The organism is Telluribacter sp., assembly GCF_035998675.1.
In the GTDB taxonomy this organism is placed as follows: domain Bacteria; phylum Bacteroidota; class Bacteroidia; order Cytophagales; family Spirosomataceae; genus Telluribacter.
Genome location: NZ_DASYHI010000022.1, coordinates 216,958 through 240,587, shown reverse-complemented (window position 1 = coordinate 240,587; position 23,630 = coordinate 216,958). Strand labels below are relative to the sequence as shown.

General features: G+C 50.0%; 23 protein-coding genes. 15 read left to right on the top strand and 8 right to left on the bottom strand.

Translation table 11 applies throughout. The features are described 5' to 3' along the window. The first annotated feature begins 7 nt into the window (after positions 1-7). Both VGN67_RS20430 and VGN67_RS20425 read left to right on the top strand, forming a co-directional pair. The gene (locus VGN67_RS20430; protein WP_327488757.1) at positions 8-1,015 is read left to right on the top strand and encodes a type IX secretion system membrane protein PorP/SprF; all 1,008 of its coding nucleotides are present in this window, start codon (positions 8-10) and stop codon (positions 1,013-1,015) included. Positions 1,016-1,096: 81 nt separating this feature from the next. Further along, the gene (locus tag VGN67_RS20425) at positions 1,097-2,293 is read left to right on the top strand and encodes a cation:proton antiporter (RefSeq protein WP_327488756.1); all 1,197 of its coding nucleotides are present in this window, start codon (positions 1,097-1,099) and stop codon (positions 2,291-2,293) included. On the opposite strand, the gene VGN67_RS20420 is transcribed toward VGN67_RS20425, so the two are convergent. Continuing rightward, the gene (locus VGN67_RS20420) at positions 2,276-2,602 is read right to left on the bottom strand and encodes a hypothetical protein (protein WP_327488755.1); all 327 of its coding nucleotides are present in this window, start codon (positions 2,600-2,602) and stop codon (positions 2,276-2,278) included. The two genes, VGN67_RS20425 and VGN67_RS20420, sit on opposite strands and share 18 nt — an antisense overlap. 135 nt (positions 2,603-2,737) lie before the next feature. Between VGN67_RS20420 and nhaD the strand changes: the two genes are divergently transcribed. Both nhaD and VGN67_RS20410 read left to right on the top strand, forming a co-directional pair. After that, complete coding sequence (nhaD, locus tag VGN67_RS20415; protein ID WP_327488754.1) at positions 2,738-4,024, top strand: sodium:proton antiporter NhaD; 1,287 nt, start codon at positions 2,738-2,740, stop codon at positions 4,022-4,024. A 117-nt stretch (positions 4,025-4,141) separates the two neighbouring features. Next, positions 4,142-4,846: a hypothetical protein gene (locus tag VGN67_RS20410; RefSeq protein ID WP_327488753.1), complete on the top strand. Its 705-nt coding sequence runs from the start codon at positions 4,142-4,144 to the stop codon at positions 4,844-4,846. Positions 4,847-4,921: 75 nt separating this feature from the next. On the opposite strand, the gene greA is transcribed toward VGN67_RS20410, so the two are convergent. Continuing rightward, entirely contained in the window at positions 4,922-5,395 is a 474-nt protein-coding gene (gene greA / locus VGN67_RS20405; RefSeq protein WP_327488752.1) for a transcription elongation factor GreA, read from the bottom strand. A 237-nt stretch (positions 5,396-5,632) separates the two neighbouring features. On the opposite strand from greA, the gene fmt reads away from it, so the two are divergent. The 3 genes from fmt to VGN67_RS20390 are packed head-to-tail and all read left to right on the top strand — an operon-like array spanning position 5,633 to position 8,257. Beyond that, positions 5,633-6,562 carry a methionyl-tRNA formyltransferase gene (gene fmt / locus VGN67_RS20400; protein ID WP_327488751.1) on the top strand — a complete coding sequence of 310 codons (930 nt, stop codon included), beginning with the start codon at positions 5,633-5,635 and terminating at the stop codon, positions 6,560-6,562. A gap of 45 nt (positions 6,563-6,607) precedes the next feature. Further along, complete coding sequence (locus tag VGN67_RS20395; RefSeq protein WP_327488750.1) at positions 6,608-7,102, top strand: dihydrofolate reductase; 495 nt, start codon at positions 6,608-6,610, stop codon at positions 7,100-7,102. A gap of 54 nt (positions 7,103-7,156) precedes the next feature. After that, positions 7,157-8,257: an alpha/beta hydrolase gene (locus tag VGN67_RS20390; protein ID WP_327488749.1), complete on the top strand. Its 1,101-nt coding sequence runs from the start codon at positions 7,157-7,159 to the stop codon at positions 8,255-8,257. An 85-nt stretch (positions 8,258-8,342) separates the two neighbouring features. On the opposite strand, the gene hslU is transcribed toward VGN67_RS20390, so the two are convergent. Both hslU and porQ read right to left on the bottom strand, forming a co-directional pair. Beyond that, positions 8,343-9,746 carry an ATP-dependent protease ATPase subunit HslU gene (gene hslU / locus VGN67_RS20385; protein WP_327488748.1) on the bottom strand — a complete coding sequence of 468 codons (1,404 nt, stop codon included), beginning with the start codon at positions 9,744-9,746 and terminating at the stop codon, positions 8,343-8,345. 141 nt (positions 9,747-9,887) lie between these two features. After that, positions 9,888-10,940, bottom strand: coding sequence for a type IX secretion system protein PorQ (porQ, locus tag VGN67_RS20380; protein ID WP_327488747.1), 1,053 nt, complete (start codon positions 10,938-10,940; stop codon positions 9,888-9,890). 82 nt (positions 10,941-11,022) lie between these two features. On the opposite strand from porQ, the gene VGN67_RS20375 reads away from it, so the two are divergent. The 5 genes from VGN67_RS20375 to VGN67_RS20355 all read left to right on the top strand — a co-directional run bounded on the left by VGN67_RS20375 (position 11,023) and on the right by VGN67_RS20355 (position 16,553). Further along, positions 11,023-12,582, top strand: a complete 1,560-nt coding sequence (locus VGN67_RS20375) for an acyl-CoA carboxylase subunit beta (RefSeq protein WP_327488746.1) — start codon at positions 11,023-11,025, stop codon at positions 12,580-12,582. Positions 12,583-12,614: 32 nt separating this feature from the next. Further along, positions 12,615-13,673, top strand: coding sequence for a phosphotransferase (locus tag VGN67_RS20370; protein ID WP_327488745.1), 1,059 nt, complete (start codon positions 12,615-12,617; stop codon positions 13,671-13,673). 136 nt (positions 13,674-13,809) lie between these two features. Next, positions 13,810-14,388, top strand: coding sequence for an outer membrane beta-barrel protein (locus VGN67_RS20365; RefSeq protein WP_327488744.1), 579 nt, complete (start codon positions 13,810-13,812; stop codon positions 14,386-14,388). A gap of 151 nt (positions 14,389-14,539) precedes the next feature. Continuing rightward, on the top strand, positions 14,540-15,610 hold the full coding sequence (locus VGN67_RS20360) for a M42 family metallopeptidase (RefSeq protein ID WP_327488743.1): 1,071 nt from the start codon (positions 14,540-14,542) through the stop codon (positions 15,608-15,610). A 130-nt stretch (positions 15,611-15,740) separates the two neighbouring features. Continuing rightward, on the top strand, positions 15,741-16,553 hold the full coding sequence (locus VGN67_RS20355; RefSeq protein ID WP_327488742.1) for a helical backbone metal receptor: 813 nt from the start codon (positions 15,741-15,743) through the stop codon (positions 16,551-16,553). Between the two features lie 670 nt (positions 16,554-17,223). On the opposite strand, the gene VGN67_RS20350 is transcribed toward VGN67_RS20355, so the two are convergent. Further along, positions 17,224-17,766, bottom strand: coding sequence for a TlpA family protein disulfide reductase (locus VGN67_RS20350; RefSeq protein WP_327488741.1), 543 nt, complete (start codon positions 17,764-17,766; stop codon positions 17,224-17,226). A 254-nt stretch (positions 17,767-18,020) separates the two neighbouring features. Here VGN67_RS20350 and VGN67_RS20345 point away from each other — a divergent pair, with 254 nt between their 5' ends. Then, a complete protein-coding gene (locus tag VGN67_RS20345; protein ID WP_327488740.1) occupies positions 18,021-19,367 on the top strand; it encodes a tetratricopeptide repeat protein in 1,347 nt (448 codons plus the stop codon). 73 nt (positions 19,368-19,440) lie between these two features. Here the strand turns inward: VGN67_RS20345 and VGN67_RS20340 are convergent, their stop codons facing one another. From VGN67_RS20340 to VGN67_RS20330, 3 genes are read right to left on the bottom strand one after another with little or no spacing between them, the layout of a single operon-like run. After that, a complete protein-coding gene (locus VGN67_RS20340) occupies positions 19,441-20,154 on the bottom strand; it encodes a superoxide dismutase (RefSeq protein ID WP_327488739.1) in 714 nt (237 codons plus the stop codon). Positions 20,155-20,179: 25 nt separating this feature from the next. Beyond that, the gene (gene recR, locus VGN67_RS20335) at positions 20,180-20,794 is read right to left on the bottom strand and encodes a recombination mediator RecR (RefSeq protein WP_327488738.1); all 615 of its coding nucleotides are present in this window, start codon (positions 20,792-20,794) and stop codon (positions 20,180-20,182) included. Positions 20,795-20,840: 46 nt separating this feature from the next. Further along, positions 20,841-21,116, bottom strand: coding sequence for an ATP-dependent Clp protease adaptor ClpS (locus VGN67_RS20330; protein ID WP_327488737.1), 276 nt, complete (start codon positions 21,114-21,116; stop codon positions 20,841-20,843). Positions 21,117-21,227: 111 nt separating this feature from the next. Here VGN67_RS20330 and VGN67_RS20325 point away from each other — a divergent pair, with 111 nt between their 5' ends. Beyond that, on the top strand, positions 21,228-22,676 hold the full coding sequence (locus VGN67_RS20325; RefSeq protein WP_327488736.1) for a sodium:solute symporter: 1,449 nt from the start codon (positions 21,228-21,230) through the stop codon (positions 22,674-22,676). A gap of 506 nt (positions 22,677-23,182) precedes the next feature. Then, positions 23,183-23,587: a hypothetical protein gene (locus VGN67_RS20320; protein WP_327488735.1), complete on the top strand. Its 405-nt coding sequence runs from the start codon at positions 23,183-23,185 to the stop codon at positions 23,585-23,587. The last annotated feature ends 43 nt before the right edge of the window (positions 23,588-23,630 follow it).

Sequence of the window (23,630 nt, the reverse complement as noted above, 5' to 3'; positions counted from 1 at the left end):
CACAGTAATGTCATGTAAGCGTTTGTGGGGAGTACTGATACTACTTGGAGTAGGCCTGGGCGTGCGCGCCCAGCAATTACCACAAAGCAGCCTGTTTTCCCTGAATCCCTTCCTGGTCAATCCGGCCCTATCCGGGGCCAACGACTACACGGACGTCCGCCTGAGTTACCGGCGGCAATGGCTGGGCCTGGACGACGCTCCCTCTACCGCCGCCCTAACTGCCCACATGCCCGTCGGGGATAGTCAAAAAGCCATTCATGGGGTTCGGTCACCCCGCTACGCCCGCAACCAGGGGTATAAGTCGGTGGCACCAGCCGGTACCTGGCGCTGGGGTGGTGGCCTGCAGTTCCTGAGTGACCAAACCGGCCCTACCGCCCGCAATATGGCGCTCGTAACCGGAGCCGCGCACCTGAGTCTGCCCAACCAGTGGCTGGTGTCAGCGGGGGCCGGGGTAGGGGTACTTCAGTATTCGCTTCGCTACGACCGCATCCAGACCGCAAACCCCTCCGATCCGTTGCTTTCTTCGGGCAATGTTTCGCTGGTGAGGCCGCTGGTGTCGGCCGGTCTGCTGCTCCGTCGGCAAAACTTTCTGGCGGGGGCTTCGGTATTGGCACCCAATTCCCCCCGACTTGCCTTTGAAACCACCAACGGCACCTTCAGCAACCGAATTGTTCCTCACTATTACCTTACCACTTCGTACCGGATAGAACTCAACGAGGATGTAGCCGTACTGCCGCAGGTTTGGATGAAGGCCGTCCGAAACGCTCCCCTTTCCTTCGATACCCAGCTAAGGTTGCAGTATACCGACCGGCTGTGGGCCGGCGTACAGTACCGGCAGGGAGAGAGCCTGGGGGCCCAACTTGGAATGGCCCTGTCCGATTTTCTCAGTGTGGGTTATGCGTACGAGTACCCGGTCTCCCTTATGCGGCTGACTACTACCGGCAGCCACGAGCTTATGCTGGCTTTTCGGTTCAATAATCGCGGCTTTGTCTATAACCCTCCCATGGGTTGGTGAGGTACCTTACGCAGTTGCTCGTGCTCAGAAGCTGTTATTATTTTGTATTATTGCGGAGATAGTACAACCCGCGACTTTTGAATGGATTCTTCCTTATTGATAATAATGCTAAGCAGTTCGGTACTGATTTCGTACGGATTTGATTTAGTGAGTAGTAGAACAAAACTACCTTCCGTGGTACTCCTTCTGGCCACCGGAATGCTGATCCGACAGGCTACGGATTACTTTGGTATCGCTATTCCTTTTGTAAATGTAATTCTGCCCACGCTGGGTACCCTGGGGCTTATTCTAATTGTGCTGGAAGGAGGTCTGGACCTGGAGCTAAGCGGAGGAAAACACCGGCTAATCGGGCGTACCTTTGTGGCCGCTTTGTTAGGTATCTTGCTCAGTATGTTCGCCATAGCCGGGATATTTTACGTCCTGCTGGGCGAAAAGTTTTACAATGCACTGGTTACAGCTACACCTTTTGCGATTATCAGCAGTGCCGTAGCCATACCCAGTGTGCGGGGTCTTAGTGAAAAGCCGCGTGAGTTTATGGTTTATGAATCATCACTGTCCGATATCATCGGACTGATGATTTTTAATATCCTGGTTATACCCGCCGGGTCAGGCTGGGAGTCAGCATTTCAGTTTGTTAAGAGTACCGTACTGGTCGTCATCATATCGGTAATCTGCTGTTTCCTCCTGTTATATCTGATTAGCCGCATTAATCACCATGTAAAGTACCTGCCCATTATTTCCACTCTTTTTATAGTGTATGCGGTGGGAAAAATGTACCACTTGTCCTCTCTGCTGGCTATTCTGGTATTCGGGCTTTTTCTTAATAATACCGAATTGTTCGTACGGGGTAAGCTGAAGAACTATCTTAAAAATGACCTGTTTGAAACCGAGCTGGAACAATTCAAGAAGCTGAATGCAGAGAGTGCCTTTGTAATTCGTACCTTCTTCTTCCTGATTTTTGGGTACTCAACCAACATAGGTGAACTCGTCGATATTGACGCCTGGATTGTAAGTATGCTACTGGTTCTGGCTATGATAGGTACCCGTTACATCTCCTTAAAAGCTACCTTTAAAGGTAATATGAAGCCCATCCTGTACGTGGCACCACGCGGACTTATAACTGTACTCCTGTTTCTGAGTATTCCGCCCCAGTATTTGGTGGTAGGCTTCCGGGATGGAATCCTGATGATTACGGTCATTCTTACGGCCCTCATGATGATGGTAGCTGTCATGAGCCATAAACCTGAAGAAGAAGAAAGATTAGAAGATGTACCGTAGAAATGCCCAGAACGGCCTGTTCCTGAGGTAGTTCGTCCGCCTTTGATTTCTGAAGGCTTCCCTTTCAAACGAAATATACCGGTAGGCGCGGTCATGGTTCTTAAAATAGAGCAGCAGCACCAGGTACTCAAGCAGGTACCAGACGTAAAACGGAATAATCAACATTTCCAATTGCTGCCGGAGGTGGATACGCTCGTGGTTGAGTAGGGTAGGATTCAGCTTCCGCCGCCTGATCAGAATCAGCGGAAAGAGCGCCATGCCTTCCACCCACAGAAAGGGTACGTACAACACAAAACCACGGAATCGCATCCTAATTAATTATGCTTAAATTCAGCCTCTGGATAACTTTCAGACCTTAAAATTACAATTCTCTGGGTAAGTCCTGCTATTTTTACGCCCGACGTCTTTTTGCTTATTTACTATCCCTCTTATATTTTAGTACTTATGCTTACCACTATTATCGCCATTTTTGTAGTAGGGTACCTTGCCATTGCCTTAGAAGAAGTAATAAATGTAAACAAAACAGCCTCCGCGCTTATTACCGGGGTTTTATGCTGGACCGCCTACGTACTGCTAAGTACCGATTCAGAAATCGTAGTTGACCAGCTTTCCGAACACCTGGCCTCCATCTCCGAAATCCTGTTCTTCCTGTTAGGGGCCATGACCATAGTGGAGCTGATTGACGCCCACGATGGATTCGCGATTATTACCCAACGAATAAAGACCAAGAATCCGGTGTACCTGCTCTGGATTATTTGTGTCCTTACATTCTTTCTGTCGGCCTTGCTGGACAACCTTACCACCTCCATTGTGATGGTATCGTTGCTGCGGAAAATCGTACCGGAGTCGGAGCAGCGTAAGCTTATGGCGGGTATGATTATTATCTCGGCCAATTCGGGGGGCGCCTGGTCGCCCATCGGGGATGTGTCTACTACCATGCTCTGGATCGGCGGACAGATAACTACCCTGAACATTATTTCACGCCTTATACTACCCAGTATTGTTTCGCTGGCGGTTCCGCTGCTGTACATGACCTTCGCCATGAAAAGTAGCCTGCAGGCTATTCCGGTAATGACTGGCAGTGCGGCGGTAGCAGAAGGAGAACAAAACGGAGCATCGCCCATTGAAGGTCGTCTGATGCTGATAGCGGGTACCCTGGGCCTGCTGTTCGTCCCTGTATTCAAAACCGTCACCCACCTGCCGCCTTACATGGGTATGCTCTTGTCGCTGGGGACGCTGTGGGTCCTGTCCGAAATTCTGCACAAAGACAAGGACGAGGAAGACCGCGCCCCTTTTACTCCCGCCTACGCACTTAGTAAAATTGACGCTTCCAGTATCCTGTTCTTCCTGGGCATTCTGGCCGCGGTAGGCGTGCTGGAGTCCACCGAGGTACTGAGTGACCTGGCCGCGCAACTCAATGCCCTGGTAGGGAATCTGGATGTTATAGTACTTATAATCGGGGTGGTATCGGCCATCGTGGACAACGTACCCATTGTAGCCGCGGCCATGGGTATGTACGATTTGGCCACTTACCCTACCGACCACCGCCTCTGGGAGTTCATGGCTTACTGTGCCGGTACGGGTGGAAGTATGCTGGTGATTGGTTCGGCCGCCGGGGTGGCCGTAATGGGTATTGAAAAGCTGGATTTTATCTGGTACATCAAGCGTATTTCCCTGTTAGCTTTAATTGGGTACCTGGCTGGTGCGGGGGTGTACCTGCTGATGTTTTAGCCAGGAAAGTTACGGCCGGTCAGTAGTATAGCCGCGGCAGGTTGGGCTTTCCTTTGAAGTACCCTAAGCAGCGCTGTCAGTAGGTTTCCTCAATTTAACCTTTATCCAAAATCGCGCATGAAACACGTCTTTTATGTTGCCGGCCTCCTGCTGATCATGGCAGGCGGAGCGACCAAAGCCCAGGATGCGTCGGCCAACGACGTCGTAGAGAAGTACCTTACCGCCATTGGCGGTCGGGAAAAGCTAAAAGGAATCCGGGATATTACTACCTCCGCTACGGCCGACATGCAGGGCCGGACCATGGAGATGGAGGCCAAGTACAAAATGCCGCACAAGTTCCGGCAGTCCAGCTACATGATGGGCAACGAGGTTGGGGGTACGGTATACGACGGTAGTCGCCTGTCACGGTCCATGCGGGGTCAGGAGCAGGTCAAGGAAGGCAAAGAGGCTTTTCAGGAGTACCTGCAGAGCTATCCCTTTCCCGAGCTGTACTATGACTCGCTGGGAGTAGAGAAAAAAATGGTGGGTAAGGAATCGGTTGAAGGGAAAGACACCTATAAAATTGAGTACTCGGCCGACGGACGTACCTGGCAGGAGTACTTTGATGTAGCCACTGGCCTTAAAGTAATGCGTACCGCAACGGTCGACACCCCGCGCGGCAAAATGGATGCTAAGGTACTTTACAGTGATTATAAAGATGTAAACGGGATAAAATTCCCCTTTAAAAGGGTACAGAAGAACGGGCAGTTTGAGATGAGCATGGAAACCCAGTCGGTCAAAATTAACAAAGGCATTGACGACAAGCAGTTCCGTTTGAAATAGAAACGTCAGGTACTACAAAATGCGAAGAGGCCGGAAATAAAACTTCCGGCCTCTTTGTATAAAAGGGATGAAAAACTACCGGCTGATATCAAGTACTTCAAACTCCATCATACCGGCCGGCACCTGGATCTGGGCCAGTTCGCCAATTTTTTTACCCAGCAAGCCTTTGCCGATGGGGGAGCCAACCGAAATCTTACCCTGCTTAAGATCCGCTTCTTCTTCGGATACCAGCGTGTAGCTGAGGGTAGCGCCATTGCGGCGGTTTTTAATCTTTACGGTCGAGAGCACCGCCACCTGAGAGGTGTCAATCGAAGATTCGTCAATGACCCGGGCGTTTGAAAGAATTTCTTCCAGCTTCGCGATTTTTAACTCGAGCATACCCTGCGCATCTTTGGCGGCATCGTACTCGGCGTTTTCACTGAGGTCACCTTTGTCGCGGGCTTCGGCAATCTGCCGGGCTATTTCGGTGCGGCCCTTAGTTTTCATGTCATTGAGGTCAGCTTTCAGCTTATTAAGACCTTCCTCCGTGTAATAAGAAATTTTTCCCATGGATCAGATATTCTTTATAAATGTCTTATTGGTGTTAGGTTTGAAGGGACTAAAAAAACAAAAAAGAACGGCTGCCGACCGTTCTACAAGAGTAATAGTACCTCGTAGTAGCGCTGTTAAGGCGCTGCGGTTCGGTTGCCGTATCGGAAATTTTGTTTCATAGTCCCAGTAAGGATGACAAAAATAGCAATATTTGTAAATCGTAACAAGTACTATTTTTTAATATAATTAATTGCCATGGCCGCACCGCTTCGAATCATTTTTATGGGCACACCCGACTTTGCAGTACCCAGTCTGCGGGGGCTGGTTGAGCATAAGTACCAGGTGGTGGCGGTTATTACTGCTCCCGACCGCCCCTCGGGTCGGGGCCTGAAGCTGACGCCTTCGCCCGTTAAGCAGTATGCCGTTGAACAGGGGATACCCGTGCTTCAGCCCGAAAAATTGAAGGAAACTGCTTTCCTGGAACAACTGCGGGACCTGCGGGCAGACCTGCAGGTAGTAGTTGCATTCCGGATGTTGCCCGAGGCAGTCTGGGCTATGCCCCCCCGGGGTACTTTTAACCTGCACGCTTCGCTGCTGCCGCAGTACCGGGGCGCGGCGCCCATCAACTGGGCGATTATCAACGGCGAAACCGAAACGGGGGTAACTACCTTTTTTATCGAAAAAGAGATTGATACCGGAAAAATAATCTTTCAGGAGAAAGAGCCAATCTACCACGACGACACGGCCGGTACGCTTTATGAGCGCCTGATGCACCAAGGTGTAGACCTGGTGGTACGTACCGTGGAGGCCATTGCCGGGGGAAGCTACCCGCAGGAACCACAGCCTGAGCTGACGGAGCCAAAGCTGGCCCCCAAACTTTTTAAAGAAACCTGTGAAATTGACTGGAACCGCCCGGCCGACGACATCCGCAACTTCATTCGGGGATTGGCCCCTTACCCCGCCGCCTGGACCCAACTAAACGGCAGTACCTGTAAACTTTTCAACGTGCAAAGGGTGGAGGAAGACCCTACCGATGGGCAACCGGGCGACTACCGGACCGATAACCGGAAGTACCTCTACTTCCGGGCGGCCGACGCGTGGCTTTCGGTGGAGGAACTGCAGCTGGAAGGCAAACGCCGGATGAGTACCGGAGAGCTGTTGCGGGGTATGAAAATAGAGCCTTAACAGGCGAGTCATAATTTTTATTTTTACCAATTACTGTACGATGTCATGCTCGTATCATTTATAGTAGCCGTAGCAGAAAACGGGGTAATAGGCGGAGATAACCAACTCCCGTGGCAACTCCCCGACGACCTGAAACGGTTTAAACGCCTTACCATGGGTAGTCCGATGATCATGGGCAGAAAAACGTTTGATTCAATCGGCAAGGCCCTGCCCGGCCGTACTTCCATAATCCTGACCCGCAGCCGTACCTACCAGGCCGAGGGGGCCGAAGTGGTTCATTCCCTTGATGAAGCGCTGGCCCTGGCAAAATCGTTGGGTAAGGACGAAGCCTTTGTTATCGGGGGTGGTGAAATTTTCCAGCAAGCCCTGCCGCTGGCCGACCGGATTTACCTGACGCAGGTCCACACCAGCCTCGAAGGCGATACTTTTTTTGAAATTCCTCGTCCAGACCAGTGGCAGGAAACATATCGTGAGTACCACCCAGCCGACGATAAACATGAATGTTCTTTTATTTTTTTAGATTTAGAACGTAAAGCTTGATAGATTTCGTTTTATTTATAATATTAGAGATCCTATCTGTGAGTGTGAAAAAATATGAGTTCAAATACAAATGTTTTGCTTGATACATTGAGTCTGGAACTGAGTACCCCCATTGTTGATGAACGTCCTGTTTTTATAACGGGAAACTTTTGTAACTGGCTGCCTGATCAGGAAAAGTACAGAATGCAGAAGGTAGCACCGGGGCGGTACATATTCCATTTTCCTAAAGACGAAGACCTACCCTCAACCATTGAGTACAAGTATACCCGTGGAGACTGGAATCAGGTGGAATTAGACGCCACCGGCAATGCTTCTGGTAACCGGGTTACCGAGCAGAAGAAAGGCTGGACCCGCGATTTCGTACCTCATTGGGGTGCTTCCCGGTCAGACATTGGTGCTGATCGAAAGCCCCTGGTAGAAGTACTGGATGACACCATTCTGCCCAACCAGCCCCAACGCCGGATTCAGGTCTTGTTGCCTTATAAGTACTTCGCTGACACTACCCGCCGGTACCCGGTACTGTACCTGAGCGATGCTCATTCGTTGTTTGGTAATGAGCAGCTATCCGATAGTTCGACGATCATTGGAAAGCTTGAGAAACTGGCTGCTCAGGGAAAGGGTGATATAATTGTAGTAACGATTGATAACCTGGACCCCCAGCAGGTGCATGAGTTTTCGCCCTACGACAACCCCGGGCTGGGAAAGGGGCAAGGTACTATGCTGCTGCGGTTCCTGATGAATACCCTAAAACCTAAAATCGACAGCCTGTACCGCACCCTGCCCGACCGGCTGAATACCGGAATAGGAGGCAGTGCTATGGGTGGGTTGTTAAGCGCCTACGCGGGTGTTATGTACCCGGATATTTTTGGTCGGCTTATGATATTTTCACCTTCCCTGTGGGTATCCGAAAAGATATTCTACGACGCGTTCCACTTTTTTGAGCCTTATCCGACGCGGGTGTACCTGTACGCCGGAGAGCAGGGAGAAACCGAGGAGGTGCCGTCGGTAAAGCGGTTGAGCGATACCCTGGAGCAGCAGGGCTACGGCTACAAGCACGTACAGGTTACGCTAACAATGGACAAGGAAGGCGATGACCGCGAGCGCTGGGCCGAGCAGTTTCCCAAAGCCCTGGAGTGGCTCTATTTCGAAAAATAGGTTTATAAAAAAGGAGAGCCGCAGAATCAATCTTGCGGCTCTCCTTTTTTACTTATCTCCTTTAATCCTTCCCTCCCTTTCTCCTTTACAGAATATACTGACTGAGGTCGCGGTTCTGGGCCAGGGTAGATAACCGTTCCCGAACCAGTTCCTGGGTCACTACCAGGTGGGCATTGGGACCAATTACATCGGGAACATCAAACATAAAGTCGTTGAGCAGCGAACTCATTACGGTTTGCAGACGGCGGGCCCCAATATTTTCAACATCGCTGTTTACTTCAAAGGCAATGCGGGCAATCTCCAGCAAGGCGTCATCCTGAAACTGTAGCTCTACCTGTTCGGCCCGCATCATGGCTTCGTACTGCTTGGTCAGGGCATTTTTAGGCGCTTTCAGGATCTGGTAAAAGTCATCCTGGGTCAGGCTTTGCAGTTCGACCCGAATCGGGAACCGGCCCTGTAGCTCCGGAATCAGGTCCGATGGCTTGGCTACGTGAAAAGCACCCGCCGCGATAAACAGGATATGGTCCGTATTAATAATTCCGTACTTGGTAGTAACGGCACTGCCTTCCACAATGGGAAGCAGGTCGCGCTGGACACCCTCACGGCTCACGTCGGGGCCGCTGCCGCCGGAACGGTTAGTGGCTACTTTGTCAATTTCATCAATAAAGATGATTCCCAGGTTTTCCGCTTTCTGAATGGCTTCTTCCTTAACCTCGTCCATATCAATGAGTTTGGAAGCTTCTTCCTCCAGGAGTAACTTTTTGGCTTCTTCTACCGTAACCCGGCGCTTCTTGCCCCGGCGGGGCATCATGTTGCCGATCATCTCCTGAATATTCATCATCGAAACATCGTCCACCGCGCCGCCAACCATCCCAATGTTCGGACTCTGGTTCTGCTGTACTTCAATCTCAATCTTGCGGTTGTCGAGCTCACCATTCCGGATCTTTTCCCGGAACCGCTCCCGGGTACGCTGGTTGAGTTCATGGTCGTCGTCCGGAATCCGGTCTTTATTTTTATCGGAAGTGCTCTCAAAGCCAACCCCCATGGCCGCGGTTGAATGCATGGGCGGTATAAGCGTATCCAGAATAATGTCTTCCACAATCTGCTCGGCCTTAATCTTTACCTCTTCCTTCTTCTGGGCTTTTACCATGCCTACGGCCTGCTCCACCAGGTCACGCACCATGCTTTCTACATCGCGCCCTACGTAGCCTACTTCGGTAAATTTTGAAGCTTCTACCTTTACAAAGGGAGCATCGGCAATTTTGGCCAGGCGACGGGCTATTTCGGTTTTACCTACGCCCGTTGCCCCAATCATCAGGATATTATTAGGCATAATTTCCCGCTGAATCTCTTTGGGGCTGTTCATGCGGCGCCAGCGGTTCCGCAGCGCAATGGCCACATTGCGTTTAGCATCGTGCTGGCCAATTATATATTGATCAAGTTCAGAAACTATCTGTCGTGGTGTCAGCTGATCTAAGTGTTCAGTCATATCGGGTTGATAAAGGCTTTTGTATTAAAAAAGTTAGTGGGTTAAAATAACTTATGGTAACAAGACGATTCCTGTATGATATATCTAAGAAATCACTCTATTGTTTAAAAACGGCAAAAATAGGTCCTTCGTTCTGGCGAATCAGTCATTTTTGAGATTCATGGTTAAAGAAAGGGTATGGCTACCCAGTCCGGGTATATACTGGGCCCGCCCGTAGCTGATATCGAACCGATTGATGTGCAGCCAGGCACCAAACGAGAAACCGGCCAGTCCGCCCGCCTCAAGCCGGCGCAGTTCCTGGCGGCGCAGGTGATCGTACCCCACCATGAGCCTGAACCGGGGGTGAAACAGGATTTCGGCCCCGGCCGCCAGGTGCCGTACTAATTTTTCAGGTACTGCTACTTTCCGGGCTACCCGATTGCCGTTGTCATCGAACGAATAAAAAAGGGCCGGGTCGTTATATACCATGTCGAAACGGTACAGGTGGTGGGCCGTTACCGAAAAACGCAGCGGCATGTAGGTTGGTTTGAAGGTAAGGCCGGCCCGGACATCAAACGGGAGCGGAGGCGGGTCGCCGCCCCCGTAGTTCTGCCGGACAAAGCCCAGATTTTTAACCACAAAGCCAGCCGTCAGGTCATGCCGGGGATGCCGGAACACCGCCCCCCAGTCCAGCGCCAGGCCCCACAACTGATAACTTTCAAGGCCGGAACCTATCCATTTGGCGGCCCCTCCCAGGGTAATGTTCCCCCGGGTATGGCCGTACCCTACCGTCAGGGCGTAGTCGGCCGCCCGAAACTCGCCCGTAGTGTTTCCCAGCGGATCGGTTTGTACGAGCGTACCGTAATTGAAGTACTGTAAACCCACGGCCCAGGTACCTGCCGTTTTGGGTAGGGAGTGCGCGTAGCCCAGGTTCAAGAAGCGGGTGTCGGCCAGGTAGGGCATCAGACTCAGGGACAGGCGCTGGTGGGAACTGCTGTCGAGCAGCGCCGGGTTCTGCACAAATAGCAGGGGGTCAGCGCCTGGCAGGGTCAGGTGGTAGCTTCCCAAAGCGGCGCTTCGGCCCTGAGTAGGTAATTGCAGGAACGTGAGGCCGGTGCGCCCGCCCGTGGGCTGAGCCAGCAACCAAGTACCCGACAGCAGCAGCAGGCTGGCCACGAATACGGTTGCTTTTATGTTCCGGCAAAGGGGCATCATGCAAAAATTTCTTGATTCCGTAAAATAGACTGTATATTTATACGCCACATAGTAGCAAAAGTATATATAACGATTGGATTACATGGAATCAACGACTGGTACAGCAAGTAAAACAGAAATTCTGGATAGAAAAAACGCCGAAGCGCTATTGGGCGGAGGCAAGGAACGGATAGAGTCACAGCATAAAAAAGGCAAATTGACGGCCCGGGAGCGCCTGGAGCTTCTTCTGGACGAAGGTACGTTTGAAGAAATTGGCAAATTTGTCATGCACCGTTCCAAGGACTTTGGGCTGGATAAGGAGCATTACCTGGGCGATGGCGTGGTAACCGGCTACGGTACTATGGGTGGAAGGCTGGTGTATGTTTTTGCCCAGGATTTTACCGTATTTGGCGGGTCCCTGTCCGAAACCCACGCCGAAAAAATCTGTAAGCTGATGGACCTGGCCATGAAAAACGGAGCGCCGGTCATTGGTCTGAACGACTCGGGTGGCGCGCGCATTCAGGAAGGGGTTTTATCGCTGGCGGGCTACGCGGACATTTTTTACCGCAATACCCTGGCTTCGGGCGTTATTCCCCAGATTTCGGCTATTATGGGGCCCTGTGCGGGCGGAGCCGTTTATTCTCCGGCCATTACGGACTTTATCATGATGGTAGAAAATACCAGCTATATGTTCGTAACCGGACCAAACGTGGTCAAAACGGTAACCCATGAGGACGTAACCTCCGAAGAACTGGGGGGCGCTATGACCCACGCCACCAAGTCGGGGGTAACCCACTTTGTGGCGGCCAATGAAGTACAGTGTATCGAGTACCTGAAGCAACTACTGAGCTATATTCCGCAAAACTGCGAGGAAGAGCCGCCGCGGGTACCCTACGAGCCGGGCAATGAAAAAAGGCCCGCTCTGAACACCCTCATTCCGGATAGTCCCAACCAGCCCTACGATATGCGGGAAATTATTGAGGAACTGACCGATGCGGGTTCATTCTTTGAAGTACACAAGTACTTTGCCGAAAACATAGTAGTGGGTTTTGCCCGGCTGGCCGGTCGGAGTATCGGTATCGTGGCCAATCAGCCGGCGGTACTGGCGGGGGTACTTGATATTAACGCCAGCCAGAAGGCCGCCCGCTTTGTTCGTTTTTGTGATAGCTTTAATGTGCCGCTGCTGGTGCTGGAAGATGTACCGGGTTTTCTGCCGGGTACCGACCAGGAGTGGAACGCCATTATTACCAACGGAGCCAAGCTTCTTTACGCCTTTTGCGAGGCTACGGTACCACGCGTGACGGTTATTACCCGAAAAGCCTACGGTGGCGCTTACGACGTAATGAACTCCAAACACATTGGCGCGGACATGAACTACGCCTGGCCATCGGCCGAAATTGCCGTGATGGGGGCCAGCGGAGCCGCCGAGATTATCTTTAAACGTGAAATAGCACAGGCCGAAGACCCTCAGGCCAAGTTGCAGGAGAAGGTAGAGGAGTACACCCGCAAGTTTGCTAACCCCTTCCGGGCAGCGCACCGGGGGTATATTGACGAAGTAATTTATCCCGAGCAAACCCGCGAAAAATTGATCCGGGCTTTTGCCATGCTGGAGAATAAAGCCGCCTCCCTACCGCGTAAGAAACACGGCAATATTCCCCTGTAAAAGAGATTATTTTTACCACCTTACCCAATTCCATGTCCGACCCCAAATCGCGTTTCCGGCAGCAGTATCCAGGCCGGTTTTTTCTGGATGGTAATCAACCCGATGAACTTACCTACTTCCTGCAGGACCAGGGCTGGGTTGAACCCTATGAGTCGGTGCTGTCGGTAAGTAAGCCGGGTGAAGGCAACATGAATTATGTACTTAGGGTAAAGACCGAGGCCCAGACATTTATTATAAAACAGGCCCGGCCGTGGGTGGAGAAGTATCCGCAGATTCCCGCACCGGTGGAGCGGGCGGCGGTAGAGGCCCGGTTTTATCAACTGGTTGCGGGAGTTCCCGAACTACGGCCCTACGTACCGGCCCTCATGGCCTACCAGCCGGACAATTTTATACTGGTAATGCAAGATTTGGGCGTGGCTTCCGATTATACGCACCTCTACAAATCGGCGGAGCCCGTTACTCCTTCTGAACTCGTAGAACTGGTCCGGTTTCTTTCCCACCTGCACAGCATAAAGGTGAGCCCCGATTCTTTCCCGGATAATCTGGATTTGAGAAGGCTTAACTACGAGCATATATTCAGGTACCCTTACCAGTCAGACAATGGTTTTGACCTGGATCAGGTACAGGAAGGCCTTAGCACGCTGGCTACACCGTACAGGCAGGACGAAGTCCTGAAAGTCAGGGTGGAAGAACTGGGAGAGCTTTACTTAAGTACCGGAGCAACGCTGGTCCACGGTGACTACTACCCCGGTAGCTGGCTAAATACGCCGTCTGGCCCCAGGGTCATTGATCCCGAGTTTGCTCACCTGGGGCGGGCAGAGTTTGATCTGGGGGTCTTGGTGGCGCACCTCCTGATGGCCCGTACCCCCGAAACGACCATTCGGATAGCCCTGGATGTTTACCAACGCCCGACCTATTTTGATCCTGTACTTCTTGCCAACTTTTGCGGAGCGGAGGTACTTCGTCGGATCCTGGGGCTGGCTCAGCTCCCGCTGGACCTGACCCTGGACGAGAAGGCTGAGCTACTGGCCCTGGCGCGGGAACAGCTTTTGAATCCGGAACAGGGAAACATTTTTGGTGATTTGTGGTAATTAAAAGGCACGAGGGGAGAGCAAGACGCCTGTTTTACAAAAATTCACTATTTCTTTATAAACAATAACTTGTGGGTCATTTTGTTGGACCTAACAATAATAAATTATATCTAATTACTGTCTATTTATTTTCTCCATGAAAAAATCACTCTGTCTGGTAGGATTGCTTTTACTTTTATCAATATCTTCTTTTGCTCAGACTGAAAAGGGTACCTGGCTGGTGGGAGTATCAGGAAACGGATCATTTAAAAGTAGTGATCTAAGAAAAGACTCAAGGTTTCAGGTTTCGCCTCTGTTGGGCTATTTTGTTAGCAAAAATCTGGCTGTAGGTATTCAATTTAACCTGGATAATAGCACAAAGTATTTAAATCCCAACCCATATCGTCCTACTCCCTATCATAAGGAAAGAAATAGGAGTATACACGGAATGGTTCGATATTATATTGGGGACTGGAAAGTCAAACCCTACCTAAATCTTATGGCTGGATACAGTAGGTATATGGTTTTACAGGAAGGTGTTAGTGGTTTTTTAGTAGATACTGAATATAGTAAGGGGATGAATGCTTCGTTAGGCGCTGGTCTGGCTTACTTTATGTCGCCTAAAGTAGCATTAGAAGCAGAAGCCAATTACCAAAAGTACTTTTATGATGATTTGGATGATAGTAAAATTAGTGCTGTAAAACTTCGAATGGGAATATCCTTTTACCTGCGTTGAATTAATGGCGTATGCTACTGAAATAGCCTTACATTTATTTCCTAATAATACTCATTTTGATAACTTGCAATGATAGCCAGGGATAGCTCTGGCATTAATCGATGGACCTAGTTCAAATGACAGCAAAAAGCTTTTAACTAATTAATAACCTATGAGTGACCAAAGCAGAGAATTCCTTTATAAGTACCTTAATAACGCCTCCCCGACCGGTTTTGAAGTAACGGGGCAACAAATATGGCTTGACTACCTGAAGCCCTACATTGACGAGCAGATCATAGATGTATACGGTACCGCCGTGGGCGTTATCAATCCCGACCAGTCCTATAAAGTGGTTATCGAAGCACATTCGGACGAAATAGCGTGGTTCGTGAACTACATCAGTGATGATGGCTATATTTATGTTCGTCGTAATGGAGGCTCCGACGCGGCCATTGCGCCTTCCATGCGGGTGAATCTGCATACGGCCAAAGGCACGGTTCCGGGGGTGTTTGGTTGGCCGGCTATTCACGTTCGGGATATCAGCAAGGACCAGGTACCTAAGGTACACGAGCTGTTTATTGACGTAGGTGCCCTGAAAAAGGAAGAAGTACTCGAAATGGGTATCCACGTGGGTACGGTAGTAACCTTTGCCGACGGCCTGACCGAAATGAACAACCGGTACTACGTAGGCCGCGCGCTGGACAACCGTATCGGGGGGTACATGATCGCCGAAGTAGCCCGGATGCTCAAAGAGAACGAAGTACAGCTGCCCTATACCCTATACATTGTCAATGCCGTACAGGAAGAAATCGGCCTCCGCGGGGCTGAAATGATTGTGCGCCGTCTCCGGCCCGACCTGGCTATCTGTACCGACGTAACGCACGATACGCAGTCGCCGATGTACAACAAAAAGGAACAGGGAGATATGAAATGTGGCAATGGCCCGGTGATCTGCTACGGTCCGGCCGTGCAGAACAACGTACGGGATATGCTGATAAAGGTGGCGGAAGAAAAGGAAATTCCTTTCCAGCGGCAGGCCGTCAGCCGCTCTACCGGCACCGACACCGACTCGTTTGCCTATGCTACCGAAGGCGTGGCTTCCGCTCTGATTTCCTTACCACTCAAATACATGCATACTACCGTCGAAACGGTGCATAAAGACGACGTTCAGAATGTCATCAAGCTCATGTACGAAGTTTTGCTGCAGTTGAAAGGTGACGAAGATTACCGCTATATCAAATAAGTACCTCTAAGTACCTCAGGTACTTGTAAAGAGTTGATACTACATTCCGAAGGCCCTAGCCTTCGGAATTTTTTTATATCTACCCGGATAAAATTGGCAGTAAGCCCAATAAAACTGTATATTTAAACTTATGCGCACCTACACGGATCAGACAGGTTACGAAATCGGGCTGGACGGCCTTCCCCTCCGGATTGTATCGCTGGTACCTTCCCAGACCGAGCTGCTCTTTGACCTGGGGCTCAACGAAGAGGTAGTAGGCGTAACTACCTATTGCCTGCATCCGGAACCCAAAATACGGACCAAAACCAAGGTAGGAGGTACCAAGAACCCGGATATTGACCTCATTCACAGCCTAAAGCCCACACTGATTATTGGTAATAAGGAAGAAAACACCAGGGAAGTAGTTGAGCTGCTGCGCGACGAATACCCCGTGTGGCTGTCGGATGTGAATAACCTGGCCGAGGCTACCTCCATGATCCGCAGCCTGGGCGAAATAGTGGGGAAAGAGCCAACGGCCAACTGGATAGCCGATAAAATCAACGAGCGGTTTTTAATCTTTTCGGGAGAATTGGCCGAGCGCGGGGCGGCCCGACCGGCAGGACCACCTCAGGTAGCGTATTTTATCTGGCGAAAGCCCTGGATGGTGGCGGGCGGTGGTACTTTTATCCACTCGATGCTCGAGGCTGCCGGTTACCTGAATGTCTTTGCGGATACACCCCGCTATCCCACTTTCTCCCAAGAAGAATTGCGCCGCTACGCACCCAACCAGGTGCTGCTTTCCACCGAGCCTTACCCGTTCAAACAAAAGCACCTAGCTGAGCTGCGAGAGATATTTCCTAAGGCTACCATTCGGCTCGTTGACGGGGAGCTATTCAGCTGGTACGGAAGCCGACTCCTGCGTACCCCCGACTACCTCCGCCAGTTGAGGGCTTTGCTTCCATAATTAACAGTACCTTCCGGATGCGCGGCCAGGGCTGCGTATAGTCACCTGGGTAGCGGTGGGTCTTCTCCGGCCAAGTCGGCTGCTTTTGTTATTTCTTTGCCTTGTGCATCAGTCTATTGACTATGATTCTTATCAGCTTTCAACTGTCAGCTTCAATTTTTATTGACCAAAAGTCAGAAATGGTATTATTATTGGAGGAATTAGGGGAAAGTGAGCCTATTCAAATAAAAAATTATAAAATAAGAAGAAAAAGTTGTCAACAAATAAGCAAAAATTACGTTAGTATTATAAAGCGAAAATTCGCATAATCTGGATTTCATTATTATCCTGTCTATATATTTTATACTATTTTAAAGAGAGCCATCCATGAAAAAAGCATTATGGTTATTTCCGGTAGCTTTGGCAGTAAGTTCAGCCGCCGTTTGGGCACGTCGACGCAGGTCAATCGTTGTCAGCGAATACATGTGGGTTTAACCAACCCCAGACTTTGGAAATGTACCGGTTTGATTTTTAAAACCACCTCATTTTCTAAAAACAGGAGGCCGGGCTAATATAGCCCGGCCTCTTTGCATTTGAAGTACTTAGACAATTTGTGCCTGAAAAAGAAAGGTACTCTTCCCGATAAACCCGGAGGCTGCAGGTACCTGATTAGGTAAGAGGGTGGGCTGCGTTACAGCGACTGAAGCTGCTGCTCAATAAAGGCAATTACCTTGGGATCATCCCAGTTATTGGCACCTATTTCCTGCGCAAGTACCTGACCGTTGCGAAGAATGTAAGTACGGGGTATGGCGTCGCCATCCAGTTGGCGGGGGTACGTACCTGCGTACTGAAAGAACGGAAGCTGGTAGCCTTTTCGCTGGATAAAGGGCGTAACCGTAGCGGCGTCCTCATCCGAAATTATGTAAAAGGCCATTTTGCTGTTGTCTTTGTACTTATTGTAAAGCGTCTGAATACTTGGCATTTCCATGTTGCAGGGGCCGCACCAGGTAGCCCACACATTGACAAAAGCCAGTTTGGTGCTATCGATCTGCACGGGATTGCCCTCCATATCGGTAAGCGGCAGGTACAGCGATTCAGGCCCAGTGGGAAGTACTTCTTCCACGGCCGTGGTTTCTTCGGGGGCAGATGACGAGCTGAAAGTGTAGTAAACCGCCAGAAGTGCAAAAAGCCCCAGCACTATGATGAATGTGTATTTGACAAATTTTGACTGCATGAGCAAAAAGGGTTAAACGCAAAACGAAATTTTAGACCCAAACTACTGAAACCGGCTGGCAATCCCAAATTGCGGCCCGTAGGGTTATACAAAATAGCTGTTGAGAAAGTACGCTAAAGTACCTGTCTGAACTAGTTTTGGCTTGACCTTCAAAAAATTAACAAAATAGCGTTTGCCCCATGTCTTGAATTTAGATACTTTTAAGGCCTGATTGTGTATGGAATGCTATTGTTAATTAAACTCCTCAAAGTTTCATGAAAAAATTAATGCTGTCTTTGGCTGTTGTAACCCTATGGGTTGGAGCGGGGAATCTGGCTATGGCCCAGCGCTCTGCCGCCGAGTTTTTTGAAGAAGGGAATACGAAAGCCCGCGCCGGTGATTTTGCGGGAGCCTTACAATCGTACAGTGCCGTTATTTCCTCGAGCCCCGAGCACGCCCCCAGCTATTTTAACCGTGGACTGGCCAAAGCCAATCTGAAAGACCACCGCGGGGCCATTATTGACTACGACCGAGCCATTGATATCAACTCCAAGGAAGCCCTGTACTACCAGAGCCGGGGGGTGAGCAAAAGCATGCAGGATGACCACCGGGCGGCCGTTCAGGATTATACCCGCGCTATTGAACTAAACCCCGACGATGCCAAGTCATACTATAACCGGGGTGTAAGCCGGTCCAAGCTCAACAACAACAGCGGCGCCTTGCAGGACTTTAACAAGGCCGTTTCACTGGACCCCAACGATGCCTTAGCGCTGTACGCCCGGGGAAGCAGCAAACAGCAACTGGAAGACCACGCCGGTTCGCTGGCCGATTTTTCAAAGGTGATTGACCTGAATCCCAAAAAAGCGGGCGCTTTCTCGGGACGGGGTTACGCCAAAATAAAACTGGGTGATTTTAAAGGAGCCGTTTCTGATTATACCAAGGCCATTGAGTTGAGTCCCAACGAAGCATTTTCGTACGGTCAACGGGCCTACGCCAAGTCCAAGATTGATGACTTTGCCGGTGCCATTTCTGACTACGATAAAGCCCTTCAGATGGACCAGTCCAATATTGATGCCTACTACGGCCGTGGTTTTGCCAAAAGCCGACTCGGCGACCAGAAAAGCGCAATTCTGGACCTGAACCACGCCGTTGAAATTAACAACTCCTACACAACCGACCCTAAAAAGATCGTCTATTTAGGGCCCATATCGCGTTCGGTGCTGGATAACCTGCGCAATCAGGTACAGGAGCGGATTACTATCAACGAACTGTCGGACGTAAGGGCTGAGGCGTACTTTATTCGCGGATTGAGCAAAAGCAAGAGCGGTGACAGCAAAGGAGCTATCCTGGATATGAACAACGCTATTGAACTGAACCCTACCTTCTCCGATGCATACTTCTCGCGGAGTATTGTAAAGTCAGCCGTGGGCGACCAGATGGGAGCCATTTTAGATTGCAGCAGCGCCATCAAGCTACGTGCCAATTACCCCGAAGCGTTCTACCTAAGAGGTATTACCAAGCACAGCCTGGGCGATGTAAACGGCGGCTGCCTGGATTTGAGTAAGGCCGGTGAGTTAGGCTACACGCCGGTTTACAAGGTAATCAGCGATTTCTGTAATTAAGGTACCTTAAGAAGTAAAAAGAGGGGCCCCTGCTGCATCAGCGGAGGCCCCTCTTTTGTTGGAGTACTTCCTGTTATTTGGCCTTAGCAAGAGCCTGATTTACCTTGTCCCAGTTAACTACATCCCAGAAGGCACTCACGTAGTCAGCACGTTTATTCTGGTACTTGAGGTAATAGGCGTGTTCCCACACGTCGAGGCCCAGGACAGGCGTACCTTTAAAATCAGCGACATCCATCATGGGGTTGTCCTGATTGGGCGTGGAACCAACGGCCAGTTTGCCGTTCTGTACGGCCAGCCAGGCCCAGCCCGAGCCAAAGCGACCGGTGGCTTCCTTCCCAAAGGCTTCCTTGAATTTGTCAAAAGAACCAAACTGACCATTAATGGCGTCACCTACGGCACCTTTGGGTGCCCCTCCCTTGCCGGGTGCCATTACATCCCAGAAAAAAGAGTGATTCCAGTGTCCACCCGCATTATTCCGGATAGCAGCGGGAGCACCCTTTATATTTTTGAGAATTTCTTCCAGGGACATATTTTCGTACTTGGTACCTTTCACCGCGTTGTTCAGGTTACTCACATACCCCGCATGATGCTTTCCGTAGTGGATTTCCATGGTAGCTTTGTCAATACTGGGTTGAAGCGCATCAAACGCATAGGGGAGTGGCTCCTGCTTGAAAGGAGCCGCCACGGCACCCGCAACTGCGGTAGCCCGTGAAATCGACGGCGTAGTAAAGGCACCAAATGCAAAGGAAGTGCCAGCCAGGGAGCGAAGAAATTCTTTACGGTTCATAGGTATACGGATTAGGAAAAATGAATCAATCGTAAGCCACCCGGCTCACAATGCTACGCCCCAGAGTTACCTCGTCGGCGTATTCAAGGTCACCGCCAACGGGTACTCCTCTGGCGATAGTACTTACTTTAACCCCGGAGGGCCTGAGTTTCTTTTGTAAATAAAAGGCCGTGGTGTCACCTTCCATGGTCGGACTGAGCGCCAGAATTACTTCCCGCACGGGCTCATCAGAAGGGGCGTCGGCAATTCGCCGTACCAGCGATTCAATGTGCAGGTCGGCCGGGCCAATGCCCTCCAGCGGGGAGATTATCCCTCCCAATACATGGTAAAGACCATTGTACTGGCTGGTGTTTTCAATGGCGAGTACATCACGGGTATCTACTACTACACAAACCAGGGAGGAGTCACGCTTGGCGCTTTTGCAGATATTACAAAGCTCTTCGTCGGCAATGTTGTGGCATTGCCGGCAAAACTGGGTTTGGGTTCGCATAGCCACCAGGGCATCCGAAAGCGAGCGGGTATGTTCTTCTTCCCGTTTAAGTAAGTGTAAAGCAAGTCGCAACGCCGTTTTTTTGCCAATTCCGGGTAATTTGGAAATTTCGTTGACGGCGTCTTCTATTAATTTGGAAGGATAATTCATGGGCTAACGATACAAACGGTCGTAGGGCAATGGTTGGAGTAATCTATTAAAGGATTTCGGCTGATATACCCCGGCGACAGATTTCGTTGCGCATAGGTACCAAATCTTCAAACTCCCCTTCCTTTACCCGGCATTTTCCCTTATAATGGATAATAAGTGTACACTGCTCGGCCTGTTGGGGAGTATGGTCGCAAACCTGAATAAGTGTTTCGATAACCCAGTCAAACGTATTAACTTCGTCGTTGAAAACTACCAGTGCTTTTACCTCTTTCTCAATGGTTTCTACTACTATTTCAACGTCGGTTTCTATTAAGGGTTGCATAACAATCAAATTTCCGTTTGATTAGCAAATCTAATCATAAATAGGCACTAATGGAAGCCTTCCGGCTCCTTCTTTACAACGTAGAAACCCTCTAAAAAGTTACTGTACTGCATGAACCCCTACATAGCTCTTTCCATATTAGTTGCCTATTTTGGCATGCTGATTGTCGTATCAGTGTACACTTCGAAAGGAGCTGATACTAATACTTTTTTTACGGCTAATCGTCAGTCGCCCTGGTACTTGGTGGCATTTGGAATGATAGGTACTTCGCTTTCGGGCGTTACGTTTGTGTCGGTGCCGGGGGCGGTGGCAACTATTCAGTTTTCGTATTTTCAGGTAGTACTTGGGTACATTGTAGGGTACCTGGTGATAGGTACTATCCTGATGCCCCTGTACTACCGGCTCAACCTGATCTCCATTTATACCTACCTGGACCAGCGCTTTGGCTTCTGGTCGTACAAGACCGGCTCGGCGGTATTTCTGCTTTCGCGTACGGTGGGTTCGGCGGTGCGGCTTTACGTAGCCGCCGGGGTACTTCAGTTAGCCATATTTCAGCCGCTGGGGGTGCCTTTTGAAGTGTCGGTGGCCATTACCATATTACTCATCTGGATTTATACCTTCAAAGGCGGCATTAAGACCATCATCATTACCGATACTCTCCAGACGGTCTTTCTGGTAACCGCCGTAATCCTGACCATTGTGCTGGTCGCGCGCGAACTGCAGCTGGGCGGCCTGGCCGACGTGTTCAACACGGTGCAGGAAAGCGGTTATTCGAAGATATTTTACTGGGATGGCAACGACCCCAAAAACTTTTTTAAGCAGTTTATTGCCGGGGCTTTCATAGCCATAGTCATGACCGGGCTGGACCAGGACCTGATGCAGAAAAACCTGACCTGTAAGAATATTGGTGAAGCCCAGAAGAACATGTTCTGGTTTACGGTAGTACTGGTGGTAGTCAACTTTTTGTTTTTGTCTCTGGGGGCTTTGCTTTATATGTATGCTCAGGAAAAAGGTATCCCCGCTACGGCCCGTACCGACGACTTTTATCCCATGCTGGCGCTCAATCACCTGGGGCTACTGGTGGGTATTACGTTTCTGCTGGGAATAACGGCCGCTACCTACGCCAGCTCCGACTCGGCCCTTACCGCCCTCACTACGGCCTTTTGTATTGATTTTATGAATGTGGAGGGCAAACCCGAGGCGCAGCGCTCCCAAATCAAGTTTTGGGTCCATATCGGCTTTTCGGTCTTGTTTTACCTGGTTATTATTGTGTTCAGGCGGCTGAACAGTAAGGAAGTTATTACGGCCGTATTTGATCTGGCGGGCTATACCTACGGTCCATTATTGGGACTTTTCGCATTCGGTATGTTACTGCGGCGTCCCGTTCGTGATCGCTGGGTACCTATTGTCTGTATACTGGCTCCGGTACTGACGTACATTGTCAATCAAAATTCGGCGGCCTGGTTTGGTGGGTATCAGATCGGCTTCGAGCGCTTAATCCTGAATGGTCTGTTTACCTTTCTGGGTTTGTTCCTGCTTTCGGTGGGCCGGAAAGACTAGGATTGCTACAAAAGGACCCGTGTACGGGAAACCTATTCTACAAGAATTCCTTAAAGTCAGGTTAATAATAGCCCGAAAGGCCTCGGCTCAGGTTTTTACTGTAAAGCATTAGAATCAATGTGATATAGTAAAATGGATGCATTATTATTTTTTGTTGCCTCGGTTACCAGTGGAATCTGGTGCGCCTATTTTGTAGAATATCTGGAAAAGAAAGAAACCCAGCGCGAGCTGTAAGTATACTAGTTTGCTTACCCGACCTTTGCGCCGGTCCAGACTTTGATCGCTTGTTCGGTAGCGTACAAAACTGTTCGATTTTGAACAGAAAGGACTCGTACTTAACGTTTGGAATAGTAAGTTAAAAACAAATTAAGTTATTGAAAATAAGCGTTATATAGTTTAAATTGTGCTTTGGTGGATAGAGTGTGGCACGAGTGGCATGGACTTTTCTCTTTAAAGTTTATAGCCATGAAAATAACACTCAAAAATTCTTAAATCCATCAAAAGCCATGAAAACGTTTATTGTTTCAACCATCATTACCCTTGTAGTAGCCCTTGCTATTGTCCTGCCTGTTACCTCTGCCCGTGCCGACAACCACATGCTCCGGGTGGCCGACACCAAAGCTCCCAAAGCCTTTAATGTAGGAATGTACCGGATTATTAACTCCGCAAAGATTAGCCTGGCGGTGGCCAAGAATAGTACTTCCCGACTGAACATTAAGCTGAAAGACCAAGACGGAACGGTACTCCATCAGGAAAATCAGGGCACAGGCAAGGAGTTATACAAGCGGGAATTCAACTTTGAGCACATCGGTAGCGGTACCTTTTACTTTGAAATAGAAGTAGATGGACAAAAAGTTACCAAGACCGTTCATTTGTCGAAAGCCACAAAACAGGTTATTGAAGTAGAGTAAGTACCGGAAGGTTTGCAAAGAAAAAGCCCGGGCCAGTTAATGG

Bases quoted from the DNA above. Each gene is read 5' to 3' on its own strand.
- greA (WP_327488752.1), bottom strand. From the start codon at position 5,395: ATGGGAAAAATTTCTTATTACACGGAGGAAGGTCTTAATAAGCTGAAA.
- VGN67_RS20360 (WP_327488743.1), top strand. From the start codon at position 14,540: ATGAGTGACCAAAGCAGAGAATTCCTTTATAAGTACCTTAATAACGCC.
- VGN67_RS20330 (WP_327488737.1), bottom strand. From the start codon at position 21,116: ATGCAACCCTTAATAGAAACCGACGTTGAAATAGTAGTAGAAACCATT.
- VGN67_RS20410 (WP_327488753.1), top strand. From the start codon at position 4,142: ATGAAACACGTCTTTTATGTTGCCGGCCTCCTGCTGATCATGGCAGGC.
- VGN67_RS20355 (WP_327488742.1), top strand. From the start codon at position 15,741: ATGCGCACCTACACGGATCAGACAGGTTACGAAATCGGGCTGGACGGC.
- VGN67_RS20375 (WP_327488746.1), top strand. From the start codon at position 11,023: ATGGAATCAACGACTGGTACAGCAAGTAAAACAGAAATTCTGGATAGA.
- VGN67_RS20425 (WP_327488756.1), top strand. From the start codon at position 1,097: ATGGATTCTTCCTTATTGATAATAATGCTAAGCAGTTCGGTACTGATT.
- VGN67_RS20370 (WP_327488745.1), top strand. From the start codon at position 12,615: ATGTCCGACCCCAAATCGCGTTTCCGGCAGCAGTATCCAGGCCGGTTT.
- nhaD (WP_327488754.1), top strand. From the start codon at position 2,738: ATGCTTACCACTATTATCGCCATTTTTGTAGTAGGGTACCTTGCCATT.
- VGN67_RS20320 (WP_327488735.1), top strand. From the start codon at position 23,183: ATGAAAACGTTTATTGTTTCAACCATCATTACCCTTGTAGTAGCCCTT.
- VGN67_RS20395 (WP_327488750.1), top strand. From the start codon at position 6,608: ATGCTCGTATCATTTATAGTAGCCGTAGCAGAAAACGGGGTAATAGGC.
- VGN67_RS20325 (WP_327488736.1), top strand. From the start codon at position 21,228: ATGAACCCCTACATAGCTCTTTCCATATTAGTTGCCTATTTTGGCATG.
- VGN67_RS20430 (WP_327488757.1), top strand. From the start codon at position 8: ATGTCATGTAAGCGTTTGTGGGGAGTACTGATACTACTTGGAGTAGGC.
- recR (WP_327488738.1), bottom strand. From the start codon at position 20,794: ATGAATTATCCTTCCAAATTAATAGAAGACGCCGTCAACGAAATTTCC.
- VGN67_RS20420 (WP_327488755.1), bottom strand. From the start codon at position 2,602: ATGCGATTCCGTGGTTTTGTGTTGTACGTACCCTTTCTGTGGGTGGAA.
- VGN67_RS20345 (WP_327488740.1), top strand. From the start codon at position 18,021: ATGAAAAAATTAATGCTGTCTTTGGCTGTTGTAACCCTATGGGTTGGA.
- fmt (WP_327488751.1), top strand. From the start codon at position 5,633: ATGGCCGCACCGCTTCGAATCATTTTTATGGGCACACCCGACTTTGCA.
- VGN67_RS20365 (WP_327488744.1), top strand. From the start codon at position 13,810: ATGAAAAAATCACTCTGTCTGGTAGGATTGCTTTTACTTTTATCAATA.
- VGN67_RS20350 (WP_327488741.1), bottom strand. From the start codon at position 17,766: ATGCAGTCAAAATTTGTCAAATACACATTCATCATAGTGCTGGGGCTT.
- porQ (WP_327488747.1), bottom strand. From the start codon at position 10,940: ATGATGCCCCTTTGCCGGAACATAAAAGCAACCGTATTCGTGGCCAGC.
- hslU (WP_327488748.1), bottom strand. From the start codon at position 9,746: ATGACTGAACACTTAGATCAGCTGACACCACGACAGATAGTTTCTGAA.
- VGN67_RS20390 (WP_327488749.1), top strand. From the start codon at position 7,157: ATGAGTTCAAATACAAATGTTTTGCTTGATACATTGAGTCTGGAACTG.
- VGN67_RS20340 (WP_327488739.1), bottom strand. From the start codon at position 20,154: ATGAACCGTAAAGAATTTCTTCGCTCCCTGGCTGGCACTTCCTTTGCA.